The 16500-nt window shown below is 62.1% G+C and carries 18 protein-coding genes; 8 read left to right on the plus strand and 10 right to left on the minus strand.

The genetic code is table 11. The annotated features are described in order from the left end of the window. Nucleotides 1-15 precede the first annotated feature (15 nt). On the minus strand, nt 16-603 hold the full coding sequence (locus tag BG83_RS0107600) for a malonic semialdehyde reductase (RefSeq protein ID WP_024976149.1): 588 nt from the start codon (nt 601-603) through the stop codon (nt 16-18). A gap of 604 nt (nt 604-1207) precedes the next feature. Between BG83_RS0107600 and BG83_RS0107605 the strand changes: the two genes are divergently transcribed. Continuing rightward, entirely contained in the window at nt 1208-3013 is a 1806-nt protein-coding gene (locus BG83_RS0107605; protein ID WP_200869039.1) for a S10 family peptidase, read from the plus strand. A 71-nt stretch (nt 3014-3084) separates the two neighbouring features. Here the strand turns inward: BG83_RS0107605 and BG83_RS0107610 are convergent, their stop codons facing one another. Then, nucleotides 3085-4020: a DMT family transporter gene (locus BG83_RS0107610; RefSeq protein ID WP_024976151.1), complete on the minus strand. Its 936-nt coding sequence runs from the start codon at nt 4018-4020 to the stop codon at nt 3085-3087. Between the two features lie 116 nt (nt 4021-4136). On the opposite strand from BG83_RS0107610, the gene BG83_RS0107615 reads away from it, so the two are divergent. Then, nucleotides 4137-4571 (plus strand): DUF1841 family protein, encoded by a 435-nt coding sequence (locus tag BG83_RS0107615; protein WP_024976152.1) that lies wholly within the window; start codon nt 4137-4139, stop codon nt 4569-4571. Nucleotides 4572-4630: 59 nt separating this feature from the next. Here BG83_RS0107615 and BG83_RS0107620 read toward each other — a convergent pair whose 3' ends face one another. Next, nucleotides 4631-5029: a c-type cytochrome gene (locus BG83_RS0107620; RefSeq protein WP_009238577.1), complete on the minus strand. Its 399-nt coding sequence runs from the start codon at nt 5027-5029 to the stop codon at nt 4631-4633. 11 nt (nt 5030-5040) lie between these two features. Next, the gene (locus BG83_RS0107625) at nt 5041-5409 is read right to left on the minus strand and encodes a c-type cytochrome (protein ID WP_024976153.1); all 369 of its coding nucleotides are present in this window, start codon (nt 5407-5409) and stop codon (nt 5041-5043) included. Nucleotides 5410-5709: 300 nt separating this feature from the next. Between BG83_RS0107625 and BG83_RS0107630 the strand changes: the two genes are divergently transcribed. Genes BG83_RS0107630 through BG83_RS0107640 form a run of 3 tightly spaced genes read left to right on the plus strand, consistent with a single transcriptional unit; the run spans nt 5710 to nt 8416 of the window. After that, on the plus strand, nt 5710-6603 hold the full coding sequence (locus tag BG83_RS0107630; RefSeq protein ID WP_024976154.1) for an AAA family ATPase: 894 nt from the start codon (nt 5710-5712) through the stop codon (nt 6601-6603). 12 nt (nt 6604-6615) lie between these two features. Next, entirely contained in the window at nt 6616-7224 is a 609-nt protein-coding gene (locus tag BG83_RS0107635) for a GNAT family N-acetyltransferase (protein WP_024976155.1), read from the plus strand. A 16-nt stretch (nt 7225-7240) separates the two neighbouring features. Further along, on the plus strand, nt 7241-8416 hold the full coding sequence (locus tag BG83_RS0107640; RefSeq protein WP_004629032.1) for a vWA domain-containing protein: 1176 nt from the start codon (nt 7241-7243) through the stop codon (nt 8414-8416). A 57-nt stretch (nt 8417-8473) separates the two neighbouring features. On the opposite strand, the gene BG83_RS0107645 is transcribed toward BG83_RS0107640, so the two are convergent. Next, nucleotides 8474-9289 carry a hypothetical protein gene (locus BG83_RS0107645; RefSeq protein ID WP_200869032.1) on the minus strand — a complete coding sequence of 272 codons (816 nt, stop codon included), beginning with the start codon at nt 9287-9289 and terminating at the stop codon, nt 8474-8476. Between the two features lie 544 nt (nt 9290-9833). Between BG83_RS0107645 and BG83_RS0107650 the strand changes: the two genes are divergently transcribed. Then, on the plus strand, nt 9834-10232 hold the full coding sequence (locus BG83_RS0107650; protein ID WP_024976157.1) for a nuclear transport factor 2 family protein: 399 nt from the start codon (nt 9834-9836) through the stop codon (nt 10230-10232). 64 nt (nt 10233-10296) lie between these two features. On the opposite strand, the gene BG83_RS0107655 is transcribed toward BG83_RS0107650, so the two are convergent. The 3 genes from BG83_RS0107655 to BG83_RS0107665 form a co-directional block, all read right to left on the minus strand. After that, entirely contained in the window at nt 10297-11172 is an 876-nt protein-coding gene (locus BG83_RS0107655; protein ID WP_024976158.1) for a spermidine synthase, read from the minus strand. Nucleotides 11173-11180: 8 nt separating this feature from the next. Then, the gene (locus tag BG83_RS0107660) at nt 11181-11939 is read right to left on the minus strand and encodes a tetratricopeptide repeat protein (RefSeq protein WP_024976159.1); all 759 of its coding nucleotides are present in this window, start codon (nt 11937-11939) and stop codon (nt 11181-11183) included. A 220-nt stretch (nt 11940-12159) separates the two neighbouring features. Then, nucleotides 12160-12669: a DUF1993 domain-containing protein gene (locus BG83_RS0107665; RefSeq protein ID WP_024976160.1), complete on the minus strand. Its 510-nt coding sequence runs from the start codon at nt 12667-12669 to the stop codon at nt 12160-12162. 434 nt (nt 12670-13103) lie between these two features. On the opposite strand from BG83_RS0107665, the gene BG83_RS0107670 reads away from it, so the two are divergent. Together BG83_RS0107670 and BG83_RS0107675 are read left to right on the plus strand one after the other, a co-directional pair. Continuing rightward, entirely contained in the window at nt 13104-13835 is a 732-nt protein-coding gene (locus tag BG83_RS0107670) for a type IV pili methyl-accepting chemotaxis transducer N-terminal domain-containing protein (protein ID WP_024976161.1), read from the plus strand. A 79-nt stretch (nt 13836-13914) separates the two neighbouring features. Then, the gene (locus BG83_RS0107675; protein WP_152543687.1) at nt 13915-14649 is read left to right on the plus strand and encodes a type IV pili methyl-accepting chemotaxis transducer N-terminal domain-containing protein; all 735 of its coding nucleotides are present in this window, start codon (nt 13915-13917) and stop codon (nt 14647-14649) included. A 7-nt stretch (nt 14650-14656) separates the two neighbouring features. On the opposite strand, the gene BG83_RS0107680 is transcribed toward BG83_RS0107675, so the two are convergent. Both BG83_RS0107680 and BG83_RS0107685 read right to left on the minus strand, forming a co-directional pair. Then, complete coding sequence (locus tag BG83_RS0107680; protein WP_024976163.1) at nt 14657-14896, minus strand: hypothetical protein; 240 nt, start codon at nt 14894-14896, stop codon at nt 14657-14659. Between the two features lie 82 nt (nt 14897-14978). Continuing rightward, on the minus strand, nt 14979-15962 hold the full coding sequence (locus BG83_RS0107685) for an MBL fold metallo-hydrolase (protein ID WP_024976164.1): 984 nt from the start codon (nt 15960-15962) through the stop codon (nt 14979-14981). Nucleotides 15963-16500: the final 538 nt, after the last annotated feature.

Here is a 16500-nt window from a genome sequence, read left to right on the forward strand (position 1 = left end):
GCGACCAGTTGTCGATCAAACGATCTTGCACGCCTCTTCGAACGACAGGCGCGGGTTGCGCGGATGCAGCTTTTCGGCGTCGCCGTAGCCAATGTTCATGATGAAGTTGACCTTCCACTGGCCATCAGGGAAGAACGTCTCGTTCACCTTGTTGGCATCGAAGCCGGCCATCGGGCCGCAGTCGAGGCCCAGGGCACGCGCGGCGAGCACCAGATAGCCGCCCTGCAGCGAGCCGTTCATCAGCGCAGCCGCATTGATCTTGGCCTGATCGCCGGCGTACCAGGAACGCGCATCGGTATGCGGGAACAGCTTGGGCAGTTGCTCGTGGAATTGCGTGTCATACGCAACGATCACGGCCACGGGCGCCTGGCGAGTCTTTTCCTGATTGCCGGCCGACATGCACGGAATCAGGCGCTCCTTGGCGGCCGCGCTCTTGACGAACACGAAGCGGGCCGGCGTGCTGTTGGCGGCAGTCGGGCCGTACTTCACGGTGTCGTACAGCGTGTGCAGAAGTTCGTCGTCGACCGGCTTATCCAGCCATACGTTGTGGGTACGGGCTGCGTGGAACAGTTGGTCCAGCACGGACGGTTCAAGCATCGGCATTGCAAGGTGCTCCGGAAAGAGTTGAGGAGCGCATTGTAATGCGCTGTTTCCGCGCGCGCCGGACACCTGCACGCCCCGGATGGACATCCGGCACCCGCCAGGGCACAGATGCTTTAGAAAAAACGGCATGCCTTGTTTGTATTTAATCGCACTTATTGCGACGCGCCATGGCATGGGCATGGTGATTTTTACAGCCCATCGCACGCAATGAAAAAGAGCCCTTTACAACGGTTTGCTTACGAACTACTTTTTGGTTCGTCATTGTATTACCCGCAGGGTTGGACGTATCGGATTCGCGCCTGATTTTAAAACAGGTGCGTGGCCGCATTCATCCCCACGTTTTCGCACAGCCCCTTCCAGGCTTTGCGCAAACCCCTGAGGGCTTTATCCCAAGGTCGTTTCTTTTTGAAATCCCCTCGGATTTCAGGGGCCTCTTTTGCCCAATAAAAAGCAATTGAATTAATTTCCGCGGACAAGGCGGGAAATCAGAATATTCGTTTCGCGCCACAGAGAAATGACAAAACGCAAAACGAATATGGAGCCCACTTAAAACTAGACGTTTTAAGTGATGGCGTTCGTCACCCTGAAGAAGGCCATTATCGCCATGAAAAAATCCAGGTTATCGACCAGTGATTTTGCAGGATTGTCTCGAACCCTTGGTGTATCGTTTGCGGCTGCGGCGCTGTCAGCCGTGCTGCTGGCGGGCTGCGGCGGCGGCGACTCGTCCGCCACGGCCAACCCCAGCGGCGTTGCCGCCAACGCCGGCAACGCAACCACCCAGCCGGTGACGGCCGCCGTGCCGCCCGACCAGCCTTACGTCGACCCGAACGTCTACGGCACCGGGCCCAACGACGCCCTGGCTGCCGACCCGGGTGAGAGCGCAGCCATCACCCACCATACAGTCACAATCGGTGGCAAGAGCATCGCCTACACGGCCACCGCCGGCCACCTGACGACCATCGACCCGGTTACGTCGCAATCCAACGCGACGATGTTCTACGTGGCGTACACGCAGGACAACCCGGACCCCTCGAAACCGCGTCCGGTGACGTTCTTCTATAACGGCGGCCCTGGTTCGTCGTCGGTGTTCCTGCTGCTCGGCTCGTTCGGGCCTAAGCGCCTGCAGTCGTCGTTCCCGAACTTCACGCCGCCGGCGCCGTACAAACTGCCCGACAACCCGGACAGCCTGCTCGACCGCTCCGACCTCGTGTTCATCAACCCGGTCGGCACTGGTTATTCAGCCGCCATTGCACCGGCCAAGAACAAAGACTTCTGGGGCACCGACCAGGACGCGCATTCCATCGACCGCTTCATCCAGCGCTACCTGACCAAGAACTCGCGCTGGAATTCGCCCAAGTTCCTGTACGGTGAGTCGTATGGCACGGCGCGCAGTGCGGTGCTGTCGTGGGTGCTCCATGAAGACGGTATCGAACTGAACGGGATCACGCTGCAATCGTCGATTCTCGACTACGCGAATGCGCTCTCGGCCGTCGGCACCTTCCCGACACTCGCCGCAGATGCCTTCTACTGGAAGAAGACGACACTCAACCCGGCACCGACCGATCTCGACAGCTACATGGTCCAGGCCCGCAACTACGCCGACAACACGCTCGCACCGCTGGCGCAAGCGCCGAGCGCCGCGGATGGCGGCTTCGTCAACGTGCGTCTGAACCTGAACCTGGCGACGGCGCAGACGATGGGCTCGTACATCGGCACCGATCCGGTCTCGCTGATCCAGACGTTCGGCAATCCGGCGGCGCTCGGCAACGTACCGTCGCAGAACAACAACCCGCCGTACACGTTCTTCCTGACGCTCAACCCAGGCATCCAGATCGGCCAGTATGACGGCCGCGCCAATTACACGGGCCAGGGCATCGCGCCGTTCATCCTGCCGAACTCGGGCAGCAACGATCCGTCGATCTCGAACATCGGTGGCGCGTATACGGTGCTGTGGAACAGCTACCTGAACACCCAGCTCAAGTACACGTCGACCTCGTCGTTCGTGGACCTGAACGACGCCGTGTTCAACAACTGGGACTTCAGCCACATCGACCCGACGGGCGCCAACAAGGGCGGTGGCAACACGCTGTACACCGCCGGCGACCTCGCCTCGACGATGAGCCTGAATCCCGACCTGAAGGTGCTGCAGGCCAGCGGCTATTTCGACGCCGTCACGCCGTTCCACCAGACCGAGCTGACGCTGGCGCAAATGCCGCTCGACCCGACGCTCAAGGCGAAGAACCTGACGATCAAGAACTACCCGTCGGGCCACATGATCTATCTGAACGATGCGTCGCGCACCGCGCTCAAGGGTGACCTCGCTTCGTTCTACGATGGCGTGATGGCCGATCGTCCGGCCCTGATGCGGGTGCAGAGCCTGCAACGCCTGCCGGCCGGGCAGAAGAAGTAATCGCCTCAAGGCAGAAAGCAAAACCGCCCAGTTCACACTGGGCGGTTTTTCTTTGGAGTGAGGATCCGGCTTCAGGCCATGTCATCCACGCTGTGGCCGGCAGGTTTCGCGTCTGCACGCGTGAGCCAGAGCACGCCCGCCAGGATCAATGCGCCGCCCGCCATCTGCATGGGCGCGATCGATTCGCCGAGCAGCAATGCCGCCAGCAGCACCGTCACCACCGGCTCCAGCGTGGACAGCATCGACGCCTGCGCCGCTCCCAGCTTCTGCAAGCCGGCAAAGAACGTCAGGATCGCCACCACCGTCGACAAGCCCGCAATGGCCAGTGCCGCCGCCCAGCCACCCAACGTGCCGGGCAGGTGCGCAGGCGCGCCGGCCAGCGCCATGCTCGTGTAGACGACGGCCGCAGCGGTACAGATGACGGTCGTACACGCCAGAGGATCCAGCCCGCGCGTGACACGTGCACCGACCGTGATGTAGATCGAGTAGATCACCGCGGAAGCCACACCCAGCGCAATACCGAGCAGGCTACCGCCCGAGAGGCCCGCGCCGCCCACCGTCAGCCCCGCCCCGACCGAGCACAGCCCCAGCGCGATGATCGCCGTGGCGGTCAGCCGCTCGCGCAGGAAAATCGCCGCCAGCACCGTCACGAACATCGGATACAGATACAGCAGCAGCGCCACCAGGCTGGCCGGCGCGTAGTTCAATGCCGTGAAAAACGCGAACGACTGCCCCGCGTAGCCGATGCCGCCCATTGCCGCCAGCCCCGCCACGCGCGACCACGGCGGTATGCCGATGCGACGAACGCGCATCACCACCATCAGCGCCGCCGCCGCGATCACGAAGCGCACGATCAGCAGACCGACCACATTGGCACCACTCGCATAGGCGTAGTGCGTGAAGATGGCCATCGCGCCGAATGAAGCGGCGGACAGGGCGATCAGCAGCACGCCGAGGAGCTTGTCGGCGGCGCGCGCGGCGAGGGAGGAATCGGTCGGTTGTCTCATGGCGTGCGGCGTTTTTGTTTGGGGTCGCCGTCTGCGGGTGCGGGGCGCCATTGTAGCGTCGGCGTCTCGCCAAGCTGCCGGCGGGCATCCAGGCGCGCCGGTACAATGGCGAAATCATGTTCAATCCCTCCCGCGACGAAGTCCGTCAATTCTTCTGCGGCGCGTGGCGCAAGCACCGCCAGGCAGAAATCCTCACGCCGCTCGAAGCCATGGCGCTCGACTGGATGCTGCAGCATCCCGAATACCACGACACCCTGGAAGCCGGCGACGAAGCGCTCGCCCGCGACTACACGCCGGAAAGCGGCCAGAGCAACCCGTTCCTCCACCTGTCGATGCACCTGTCGATCAGCGAGCAGGTATCGGTGGATCAGCCACGCGGTATTCGCGCCGCTTATGAAGCCCTGGCCCAGCGGCTCGACTCGCCTCACGAGGCACAGCATCAGGTGATGGAATGCCTGGGCCAGATGCTGTGGACGGCGCAGCGCACCGGCCTGCCTCCCGACGGCGAGGCCTATATCGAATGCGTGCGCAAACGCGCCACTGCCCGCTGAATCCGACGCCATAAAAAAACCGCTCCGAAGAGCGGTTTTTCTTTACCGGCGATGCCGCATTACTTCTTGAGCACCAGCGAACCCGGCAGCGATTCGATGTACGCAGCAATGTCCTTCAGCTCGGCCTGCGTGAACGGACGTGGCTTGCCATCGGCGCCGATGGTCGCGGGGTTGCTGTTGACCTGGCCTGCCATGATGGCGTTGCTGCGGCCCACCAGCGGGTTGTTGCTAGTCTGATAGGCCAGCAATGCGTGATAGATGTAGTCGCCGTGCTGGCCGGCGAGCTTCGGATAGTCCGGCGAAATCGGAGCGTTCAGGCCAGCACCATGGCAGGCCACGCAGGCGCCCTTCTCCACCAGCTGCTTGCCCTTTTCAATATCGGCAGCCTGTGCCGACACGGCCGCGGCCAGCATCAGCGCGCCCAGATTGAACGAGATTGCGAGCGAGATCTTCTTCATGTTCTTCCTCGTCACTTCTGGGGGTTGTTCTGGGTAGCGGCCGTCTGCTGCGAGTAATACGCGGCAAGGTTGGCGATGTCCTGGTCGGTCAGCGAGCCGGCGATGGCGCGCATGGTCGGGTGCTTGCGGTCACCCTTCTGGTACGCATGCAGCGCGCTTTCGATGTACTTGGCGTTCTGGCCGCCCAGATAGGGCACGCGATACACCTCGGGGAACGACGTCTTGTAGTCGGGGATGGCATGGCAGCCGATACACATGGCGACCTTGTTTTCGGCGGCGGCCGCGTTGCCCTGAACGTCGGCTGCGGCAGCGCTGTTGGCTGCGGCGGACAGTACGCCGAATGTGCCCAAGGCGGCCACCATGGTGAGGATCTTTTTCATCTCGTTCTTAAGCGTGGAGTTTCAGAATCCTGCTCGCCCTGCCGGCTTGGCTCGTCTCAGCCGGCTGTCTCGCTGGGCGCATTCACCCGCCGTTGGCAACTGGCCAGAGGACGGTCATTTGAGGTGCGTCAAACCGGCGCATTGTACCGCACCGTTTTTTTGCCAGTCCAGTTAGGGCTCCCGTGACTTGACAGCAAGGAATGGCGGGGCCGCCCGCCCCTGCGGCCGCCCGGCGTCAAACAGCCAAATGCTCTTATACTGGCCGTTTCCAAATCTTTTACCGCTCAGTAGGCTTGCACGATGAACACCACCACCTCGCCTGCCCCATCCGACCAGCGCTCACGCTTCGAAGGCTCCGACCAGTACGTCGCCACCGACGACCTCAAGCTCGCCGTCAATGCGTCGATGACGCTGCAGCGCCCGCTGCTCATCAAGGGCGAGCCGGGCACGGGCAAGACCATGCTGGCCGAGGAAGTGGCCGCCGCGCTGGGCATGCCGCTGCTGCAGTGGCACGTGAAATCGACCACCAAGGCGCAGCAGGGCCTGTACGAATACGACGCGGTCTCGCGCCTGCGCGACTCGCAGCTGGGCGACAAGGAAAGTAGCAACCGGGTCCACGATATCCGCAACTACATCGTCAAGGGCGTGCTGTGGCAAGCCTTCGAGGCGGATAAACCTGTCGTACTGCTGATCGACGAGATCGACAAGGCCGACATCGAGTTCCCGAACGACTTGCTGCGCGAGCTGGATCGCATGGAGTTCTACGTGTACGAAACGCGCGAAACCATCCGCGCCAAGCACCGCCCGCTGGTGATCATCACGTCGAACAACGAGAAGGAACTGCCCGACGCCTTCCTGCGCCGCTGCTTCTTCCACTACATCAAGTTTCCGGATGCCGAGACGATGCAGGCCATCGTCGACGTGCACTACCCGGGCATCAAGCCGGCGCTCGTGAAGGCCGCATTGGACGCGTTCTACGAGATGCGTAATCTGCCGGGACTGAAGAAGAAGCCGTCTACATCCGAGCTGATCGACTGGCTCAAGCTGCTGTTGGCCGAAGATATTCCGCCGGAATCGCTGCGCAGCCAGGACAAGAACGCCGCGATTCCGCCGCTGCACGGCGCGCTGCTCAAGAACGAGCAGGATGTGCACCTGTTCGAGCGCCTGGTGTTCATGAATCGCGCCAACCGCTGAGCGAGTCCGACCATGCCGCGCCTGATCGAGCCCATCACGCTGTCCGGCCAGCACGCTTGCCTGGAGCCGCTCGGGCCAGAACATCTGGATGACGTGCGCGCCGCGGCCGCTGATGGTGAGCTGTGGAAGCTCTGGTACACCTCGGTGCCCTCGCCTGACAAGACCGGCGATTGGCTGGCCATTGCCCTGGACATGCGCGAACGCCTCGGCGCCATGCCGTTCGTCGTGCGCGAGATGCGCGATGGGCAACCCGGCAAGGTGGTCGGCGCCACACGCCTCTTCAACGTGGATGAAGCCAACCGCCGGCTGGAAATCGGCCACACGTGGTACGCAGCATCTGTCCAACGCACGGCCGTCAACACGGAATGCAAGCTGTTGCTGCTCACGCACGCGTTCGAAACGCTGCGCTGCATTGCGGTGGAATTCCGCACGCACTGGATGAATCACCAGAGCCGCGCGGCCATCGCCCGGCTGGGCGCCAAGCAGGACGGCGTGCTGCGCAATCACCAACGCATGCCGGACGGCAGCTTCCGCGACACGGTCGTGTTTTCAATCATCGAATCGGAATGGCTGACCGTGAAACGCCATCTGCAATACAAGCTGGAGCAACCGCGCGCCTAAGCGCCGGAGGACCACCATGCTCATCGATTTCTTCTTCACGCTGCGGCACGCCAAGCTGCCGGTCTCGGTCAAGGAATACCTGACGCTGCTTGAAGGGCTCAAGCAGCAGGTCATCGCGCCGTCGCTCGACGAGTTCTACTTCCTGGCGCGCATGACGCTGGTAAAGGACGAAAAGCATTTCGACAAGTTCGACCAGGCGTTCGGCGCCTACTTCAAGGGCGTGGAAGGTGCGGTGGATTGGCGCGCGGACATCCCGCTGGACTGGCTCATCAAAAAGCTGGAGCGCGAGCTGTCACCAGAGGAGAAGGCCAAGATCGAAGCCATGGGCGGCCTCGACAAGCTGATGGAGCGCCTGAAGGAACTGCTGAACGAGCAGCACGAGCGCCACGAAGGCGGCAACAAGTGGATCGGTACCGGCGGCACGTCGCCCTTCGGGCACGGCGGCTACAACCCGGAAGGCATCCGCATCGGCGGGCCATCGAAGGGCAACCGCACCGCCGTCAAGGTATGGGAAGCACGCGCATACAAAGACTACGACGACACCGTTGAACTCGGCACGCGCAACATCAAGGTGGCGCTGCGGCGCCTGCGCAAGTTCGCGCGTGATGGTGCGGACATTGAGCTGGACCTGGACGACACGATCCACTCCACTGCCGCCAACGCCGGCTTGCTCGACATCAAGATGCGCCCCGAGCGGCACAACAACGTCAAGGTACTGATGCTGATGGATGTGGGCGGCTCGATGGACGACCACATCAAGCGCGTGGAAGAGCTCTTCTCCGCCGCCAAGACCGAGTTCAAGCACCTCGAGTATTACTACTTCCACAACTGCGTCTACGAATGGCTGTGGAAGAACAACCGGCGCCGCCATGCGGAGCGCTTCTCCACCTGGGACGTCATCCGCAAGTACCCGCCGGATTACAAGCTGATCTTCGTAGGCGACGCGACCATGAGCCCGTACGAAATCCTCCAGGCTGGCGGCTCGGTCGAATACAACAACGCCGAAGCCGGCGCCACGTGGCTCAAGCGACTGATCGAACAGTTTCCTAAATTCGTCTGGCTCAACCCCGAGCCGGAAGGCTTGTGGGAATACCGCCAGTCCATCTCAGTCATCAACCAGATCGTGAAGACGCGGATGTATCCGGTGACGATTGCCGGGTTGGAATCTGCGATGCGGCTGCTATCCAAGTGATTTTTTCGGGAAGCCTGTTTCGCTATTCGCCGCCCACCGATGCCGGCATCATTCGCCTCACCGGTCCGGCAACATAGCGTGGGCCGCCTCGACGATTCGTCGCGCCTCTGCTGAACGTTGCTGAGGCGGCACGCCAAGCTGTTCTGCAACGTGCGCAGCCAGCCCAAGAATCTGGGCCCGATCCCCAGGAACAGCAAGCTTGCCCTTCACCCGTTGCGAGAAGTTTCTGTCAAGAACGTGCTGCTCACGCCAGTGACCAACACCGCTTGGCAAGACAGAATCGATAAAGGCAGCGAAGCGAGCGGTAGGCCGGGCTTCACTTTGCACGCGCCGGGCGATGTCCGCGGGGCCTGCAGAACGTGCCTCCAGAACCAGATCGTTGGCTGCAATGCGGGCGTCGCGGCCCGTTTCCGCATTGAAGTGCAGCGTAGTTTCCAGGCCGTCGCGACGCTTGGCGAAGCGGCCGTCGGATGCGAGCACCGCGGGCCCAGCGGCCCAGGCGTCCATCACGACCGTTCGCTCCGGCTGTTCGGCAGCGGCGGCAGCTGGCACCCGGCCTTCTGCCCACGCGTGTCCTGCGGCCGGATCACTCACGTAATGCACCTCTTCGCCGGGCGCCAACCGGCGACTGTGATAAACGCTCGTCGTGCTGGTGTGCTCGCCACAATTTCCTGCGCCAAATACCGATGCTGCCGCGGCGGAATACGGCGCACGCTGGTTGAACGCATTCCAGGGTATCTTCGCTTTCCGTTCACGTTCCAGCCTGAAGGTCCGCGCTGCGTTCGTTCGCCACGTACTTTCGTTGTGCGTGGCTCGCACGTCCACGTCGACGTTGCCGCGACCATGCTTAAGCAATTGGCGGGTCTCGTTCACGCTGGCGTTCGCCAGGCGAAGGCGAGATATTTCCGATGCGGCCACCGGGCGCCCATCCACTGCACGCGCAAGCAGGTACGCAGCGAGTGCCAACTCAGTATCGGAAATCTTGGCCGGCGCGGCGGAAACCCGTGCCGATCCGCCGGCACGCGAGGTGGGAAGACTCGCAAACGCTGGGGAACGCGTGCGCGCCGTCGGTTGACTTGTCCCTTCTTGAACCGTGCGCTCTGTTGGGGATACAGACGATGGCAACGGCGAGAGACTGCGCGATGGCTCACCTGTGATTTTCTTGTGCATGCCGGACCTCCAATCGGAGGTCGAAGGCTACCGGAGTCTCGCCGTCGATCTGCGAGCGCATGCGAAAGACGGGATCAGGCGACGAAACCGGATGACGATGCATTGCGCTGCGTATTCCCGTCCGGGAAAGCGCCAATTACCTGACGCGTAATCGACACCATCCACGCCGGCGCCGAAGATGAAGCCATCCAGCGCAATCGCTCATCCCCGCGCTGGCAAAGCTTCCCATTTCGAACGGAGAAACGCCATGACTGCCACCCAACTCGCCGCCAACGACACGCTCGCCGATACGCTGGTCGACCGTTACATCGCCGCGTGGAACGCGACGGACGCTGCCCAGCGCCGCGCCCTCGTCGCGCAGACCTGGACAGAAGGCGCCACGTATGTCGATCCGCTCATGCAAGGCACCGGACATGACGGGATCGACGCGCTGATTGCAGGCGTGCAGGCCAAGTTCCCCGGCTTCCGCTTTGCGCGCGACGGCGGCGTGGATGTTGTGCAGGACACGATCCGCTTCCGCTGGACGCTCGGCCCCGAGGGCCAGGCACTGGTCAAGGGCACCGATTTCGTGCGCATTGAAGGTGGCCGCATGCAGATGGTGACGGGCTTCATTGACCAGATGCCCGGCATGGGCGAGGCAGCCTGAGCCCTTCCCCCAAAAGCAAACGCCCCGCAATGCCGGGGCGTTTTGCATTGGCTGCGTGTAGAGATCAGATGGACAGCGCGCCTTCCTGGCCGGCATTGGCACGGCGCAGTCCGTCTGCCCAGCCTTTGGTCGGCAGCTTGAGTGAGGCCTGCAGCGCAGCAGCACGCGCCTGCACGGCTTCCCAACTAACGTGCAGCGGCGGGCCATTGAACGCCAGCGCAATCACGTTGCCGTCGTGCACCTCAGGGAAGACCAGCACGCGGTTGTCGAACGCATCGCAAATGCGCTCGATATTGCGCGGGAAACTGGTGTGGTCGCCAAACAGATTGATCGTCATCACGCCCGGCGAGCGCAGTACCTGGCGGCAAGCCTTGTAGAACGCCGGCGTATCCAACACGGGGCCGCGCGCGGTGGCGTCATACAGGTCGATCTGCAGTGCATCGACGGTGCCATGGTGGCTGGCGTCCATCACCCAGTCGTAGGCATCCTGCTCAAGCACGCTCAAGCGCGCGTCGTCAAACGGCATGCCAAACATGCTGCGCGCCGCGACGATCACGGACGGGTTCAACTCCACCGCCGTCACCTGCGCGGGCGCAAGTTGGCGGTGGCAGAACTTCGTCAGCGCGGCAGCGCCAAGACCGAGCTGCACGATGTGGAAATCCGGTCGCGCGGCCGGATCGAGAAACAGCAACCACGCCATCATCTGCTGTGCGTATTCCAGTTCGATGACATCGGGCTTGGACAGGCGCATCGCGCCCTGCACCCATTCGGTACCGAAGTGCAGATAGCGCACACCGGCCAGTTCAGAGAACGTGACCGGCGCAAAGCGCGGGGCCATGCGCTTCGGTTCGTCATCGTGGTCCAGGCGGTCTTCGCGCTTTGCGCGAGCCGGGCGGCGCGAGGCGACGGCCTCGATGGATTTACGTTTCAGCAGCGTCATAAAGCGGATCAACGGGAAGAAGACTGAGCGGCAGCAGCGCGCTGCAGCCACTCGCGATTGTGGTCTTTGGCATAGCGCGTCCAGTGCTTGGCGTCGCGCAGAATCTCTTCAAACAGGGCCTGCGCGCGCTGTTTGTCGGCGGCGTTGTTCTGCGCGAGCAGCCATTCGCCGAAGAGGCAACGGGCAGCGGCATCATTCGCACAGGTCAGGGCTTGCTCGAACGCTTGACGCGTATTCGGCGCATTTGTCGCGGCCAATGCGCGCGCGTACAGCAATGTCGGCTCGGGTTGCTGGCGCGTCACGCGATGCGCTTCGAACAGTTTGTCGAGCGTGCCTTTGGCGAGCGCCGCATCGCCCGTGGCGAACTGCGCGCGTGCCAGACCCAGCAGCACGGCCGGGTCGCCGGCAAACGGGCCCGTAGCGGCCTGCTCGAAATGCTCGCGCGCCTCCTTGGCATCGCCGGCATCCAGGAGTGCTTCGCCCAAGCGCAGGCGGTGTTGCACGGTTGGCGCGCGGTCGAAATCGTTGCGCGCTTCGCGCACGGCACGGTTCGGGTCGATCAGTTGTGTCACCGCGCGGCTGGCAACGCGTGCGCCGCGCGAGTGGCGCATCTCGGGCAGATAGATGGCGAAGAAATACACCACGCTGCCCAGCAATGGAAACGCAAAGAGGATGAACAACCAGTACATGTTCTGGTTGTTGCGCACAACATGCACCGCAAAGAACAGCGCGACGATGACGTGAAACCCGATTCCGAGAAACGGCATGTGAAGGCCCGATAGTGAAATGCACCGACGCCCCCCGCGTCGGCCACGGGCGCGATTGTGACAGATGCGCTGCGGCGCGGGTGTGACGCGCCCTTAACGTTTGCGCATTGACACCCCCCGAACCCGCATGGAGCCAAGCCTGACAGTCGGCCAATCAATAAACGCCGGCGCCTGTCATCAGGCAGCCGGCGTTGTATTTGACTTTGAAGCAAGGCGCTTCTTAGGGGCGCCCGAGAAAATCCATCTTGCCGATCTCCACACCGTTATGACGCAGCAGCGCGTAAGCCGTGGTGATATGGAAATACAGGTTCGGCAGCACGAAGCCACGCAGGTAATCAATGCCCGTGAACTGCAGTTCGCGCGTCGGGCTCTTGAGCGTGATCTGGCGATCTTCGCTGCCGGCAAATGCCGCGGGGTCGATGCTGTTGACGAACTCCAACGTCTTGGCAATGCGCGCCTTCAGCTCTGGAATGGTCGTCTCCACATCCGGGTACGACGGCACCTCGTTGCCCGACAGACGCGCCGCACCGCCCTTGGCCTGGTCACAGGCAATCTGCACCTGCCGCGGAAACGGATGCATGTCCGGCGCCAGACGCGCGGTCATCAGATTTGCCGGGTCGAACTTCTTCGCTTCTGCGTGGGCAGCAGCCTTGTCGAGCAGGGCCGACAGGTTACCCAGCATGCGGTTCACGGTCGGGACCAGAAACTCGTACATCGAAGGTGTGGTCATGGAGGTGATTTCCTTGGTATGCATCGTTGGGGCCGCCGACGTTCTTCTGCACGATCCGCCGGCGCCGCGCTTCCTTGCGCAGGGGCACAGTGTAGGCCAGCGATTCCGCCGCTGCATGACGCACGCGCACGCCTCGTCATGAGGCATTTGGCACGAGATTAGTGCAGCAGATCCTTTCGACGTGTGCTGATCGACAGGGCCGCCTGCATCTCTCGCGTGGCATGGCTATTGCATCGGCAAGGACAAGGCCAACGGCGGCCTTGATTCACCTTGGCACATCGCAATGACACGCTCCGCAGGGGGCGTCCGGGGCAACGGCGCTCCGAGGCGACACGGCACGACCCGGGCAACCGGTGCGTCGCCAGCTCGCTTCGGAGCGTTTTTTTTGGCCGACGCGCGGCATCAGCCGTCGGCACCACCACCCAGGCAATGACATGAACGCTTCCTCCACCCCGGCTTCTGGGGCCGATGTGTCCGTCGAGACCATTGGCGAGCTGATCAACCTGTCCGGACGGCAACGCATGCTGTCGCAGCGGATCGTGCTGCAAATGGTGTTGGCCGCTCAGGGTCACGCCGCAGCGCTCGACATCGCACGGTCATGCCTGGCGACATTCGCGTCGGCACACACCGATCTTGTCGAGGGCAATGCGCGCCTGCCCGGGGCATTCTCGGACGCGCTGCGTCAGCTCTACTTCGGCAAGCTGCGTGGTGATGCACGTGTCCGCGAGTTCATCGTACTGGTCAAAAGCGGTATCGATGCCTTGTCGACCGGCACGACACAACGCAACACGTCTCTCGATGCCATCGTGGCGCAGGCCACGCCCATGCTGGAACTTCTGCAGACCATCACACAGGCCTATCAAGAGGAGATGCACGTGTGCGAAGTCGCGCTGCGAAAGCGTCAGGCAGAGATCGCCGCGCACCTCGGACGCATCTCCATGCAGGCCAACATCGTCGCCATGAACGCGCGCGTCTCGGCCGCAAGGGCGGGCCCATATGGGCGCGAGTTCTCAGTGATCACTACGGTGCTCGCGGACATCATCCAGGAGATGGACCAGTTGATCCGCAATGTCGTCGGGACCGACGATGCCGCGCAGCCCGGTGCAGGCACGCGCCGGCCATCGACGCCGGCATCTCGCACGTTCGGGCACATGTCGCTGCGTTGATCATGAGACGGAGAACCGCTTGAAACCCTATCTGCAATTCATCCGCTTGCTTGTGTGCTCCGCCCTGCTGTCGGGGCTGATGGGGAGCGCGTGCGCGCAACCGCTGACGATCAACGCGGCCATCAACAAGGCGGGCCGCCAGCGCATGCTGTCGCAGCGCATGGCCAAGGCGTATTGCCAGATCGGCCTGGGCGTGGAGGTCGAGCGATCGAAGAAGATTCTCGAGCAGTCAGTCGCGCTCTTTGATCGGCAACTCACGGAATTGAAAGCATTCGCGCCCACGCCCGAGATCAAGGACACCTACGCCAAACTTGAACAGATGTGGTTCGTCTACAGGCAGTTGCTGACAGGCGGTGACCCGAACATCGACAACGCGAAGAAGATCGCCCAAGCCAGCGAGGACGTGCTGAAGCTCGCGCAACAGGGCACAGTGCTGCTGGAGAAGCACTCGGGCACGGCAACGGGCAAGCTGATCAACGTGGCCGGCCGTCAGCGGATGCTTTCGCAGCGCATTGCCAAGCTGAGCATGTTCCGGGCGTGGGACATTACCTCTGCGCAGATGACGCAGGATCTCGATTCAGCCATGAAGGAATTTACCGCCGCTCAGGCCTTCCTCACGTCTGCGCCGCAGAACTCCGGGGCAATCAACAGTGAGTTGCAACTGGCCAGCACACAGTGGCTGTTCTTTGCCGAAGCGCTCAAGCAGACCGAAGGCACGCGCGCAGAGCAGTTGCGCAACGTTGCCACAACCAGCGAACGCATTCTTCAGGTAATGGATGACGTGACTGGCCTGTACGAGGGGCTGGCCAGATAGCAGAGCGCTACGACAGCCAACCACGCAGCGCTTGCCACGCCACCAACTTCTTGGCGTACGGCACGGCTGCATAAGCAGGACTGCTGGAAGGGAGTTTGAGGATGGTGTGCCGGTCGCCGATGTGGCCCAGCGCCTTCACACCAATGCGCGCGGCGTATTCCATGCCCGGCAGGTCCTGGCCGATCACCTCGCCGGCCAGGCGCCAGAACTGGTTGATATTCTGGTTAATTTGACACCTGTGCTGCAAGCTTCTCGCCCAGAATGATTGCGAACGACCCCGCCCGGGACCACCGTGTTGCGAAGATGGCTTGAACTGAGTGGACGTAGGGTCAAAACTCCATCAGGTCCTTGGCAACGACCACTTGTCCGGAGAAGAATTTCTTCACCTCAGGCACATAGCGCTGATAATCGTCATGCTCGTTGACCGTAGGCAACAGGTGCGTAAGCACCACCGTTTTGACATGAGCGCGTGCCGCCATTCTTCCGACCGCATCCGGCGTTAGATGCTCCTCGACTTCATGCCGCATGAGCGCCGCCTGTTGCTCCGGTGTCATGCCTTGCCAAGTCCCGTTCTTGATGAACACCTGCTTCACGTCTTCGCTTGAGCCCACCTCCGACACGAGGGTATCGGCGTCCCTTGCCAGCTCAGTCACTGCGTCGCTGGGGCCAGTGTCACCGGTAAAGACAATGACACGGTCGGGGGTCTGGAAACGGTACGCATAGGATTTGTACTTGCCGTAGTACGGGCTGCCTTCAGGAATATGGAAGTGCGTGTTCTCCACAGCAGTGACCTTGATGTTCTGGTCCTGGTAGATCAGCCCCGGCGCAACGTCATGGCCAACGAACACATCGCCAAGCGGTGTGCGCCTACCTTCGGCCCAGCGGATTTCCGCATTCACCGTGAAATATTGAATGGCGCCTTTCACGAGCGCGGTGGTCCCGGGCGGGCCGTAGACGTCGATGGGATCATGGCGCTGAAAATCCCATGCCACTGACATGAGTGCACCCAGACCTGCAGTGTGATCGTCGTGGCCGTGCGTGATGAACACTTTCCCGATCTGCCGGAAATTAGCCCCCGCCTGCGTCACTCGGCGCAGCACGCCATCACCGGCGTCTACAAGGTAGCACGTCCCGTTGACGATCAACAGATTCGACGACTGCGCCCGGTCCTTGGCAGGAATCGGCCCACCGCGCGTACCGAGCGTGATGAGGTGCGTGCCGGTTCGGGTCTCCGTTGCTTCGCCGCTCGCTCGCCTAAGAGGGAGGAGGCTCAAGACAACGATGCTCGCAAGCAACAACTGGCCGATTTTCATCTCCATCTCCATCACTCGAACGATGCCGACCAAAATCAAAAACATCTGATTGAACGACCTAACGACCCGTCACCATCCATTATCAAAATGGTTGCCGACGCTTGGCAAAGACACACCAAGATCCATTCCGTCGATGGCGGGGCAGGACTTTCCTGAGCATGCGTTCCAGGCGACGCCACGACGAAAGCCAGGGCCACAGTCGCCATTGCCAGTCGACACGTATGTCGGAGCGCGGTCGCTGGGTAGTGCGCTGAAGCAATGTGGAGCAACATTCATGCTGACATCGGCAGGACAAGGTTTTCGGGTTCATGATCGCCACGGAGAGCCGATTCCGAGCCCAAGCCGTATCAGAACTGAAACAATGCCGACGGTATCGAGTGGGCGCGCTGACCGAGAACCGGCTTACGGGAACGCGTACGGCGATGGCTGAACATCAAGTCAAGCATACGGCGCAGCCATGCACATCAGTCTATGCAGTTCGCAGGTTGCTTCATGCTTGAATGACTTTGGCCTGGAATCAATCCCGCCGCTGGCCCCG

The sequence above is a fragment of the Ralstonia pickettii genome (genome assembly GCF_000607165.1).
Lineage (GTDB): Bacteria > Pseudomonadota > Gammaproteobacteria > Burkholderiales > Burkholderiaceae > Ralstonia > Ralstonia holmesii.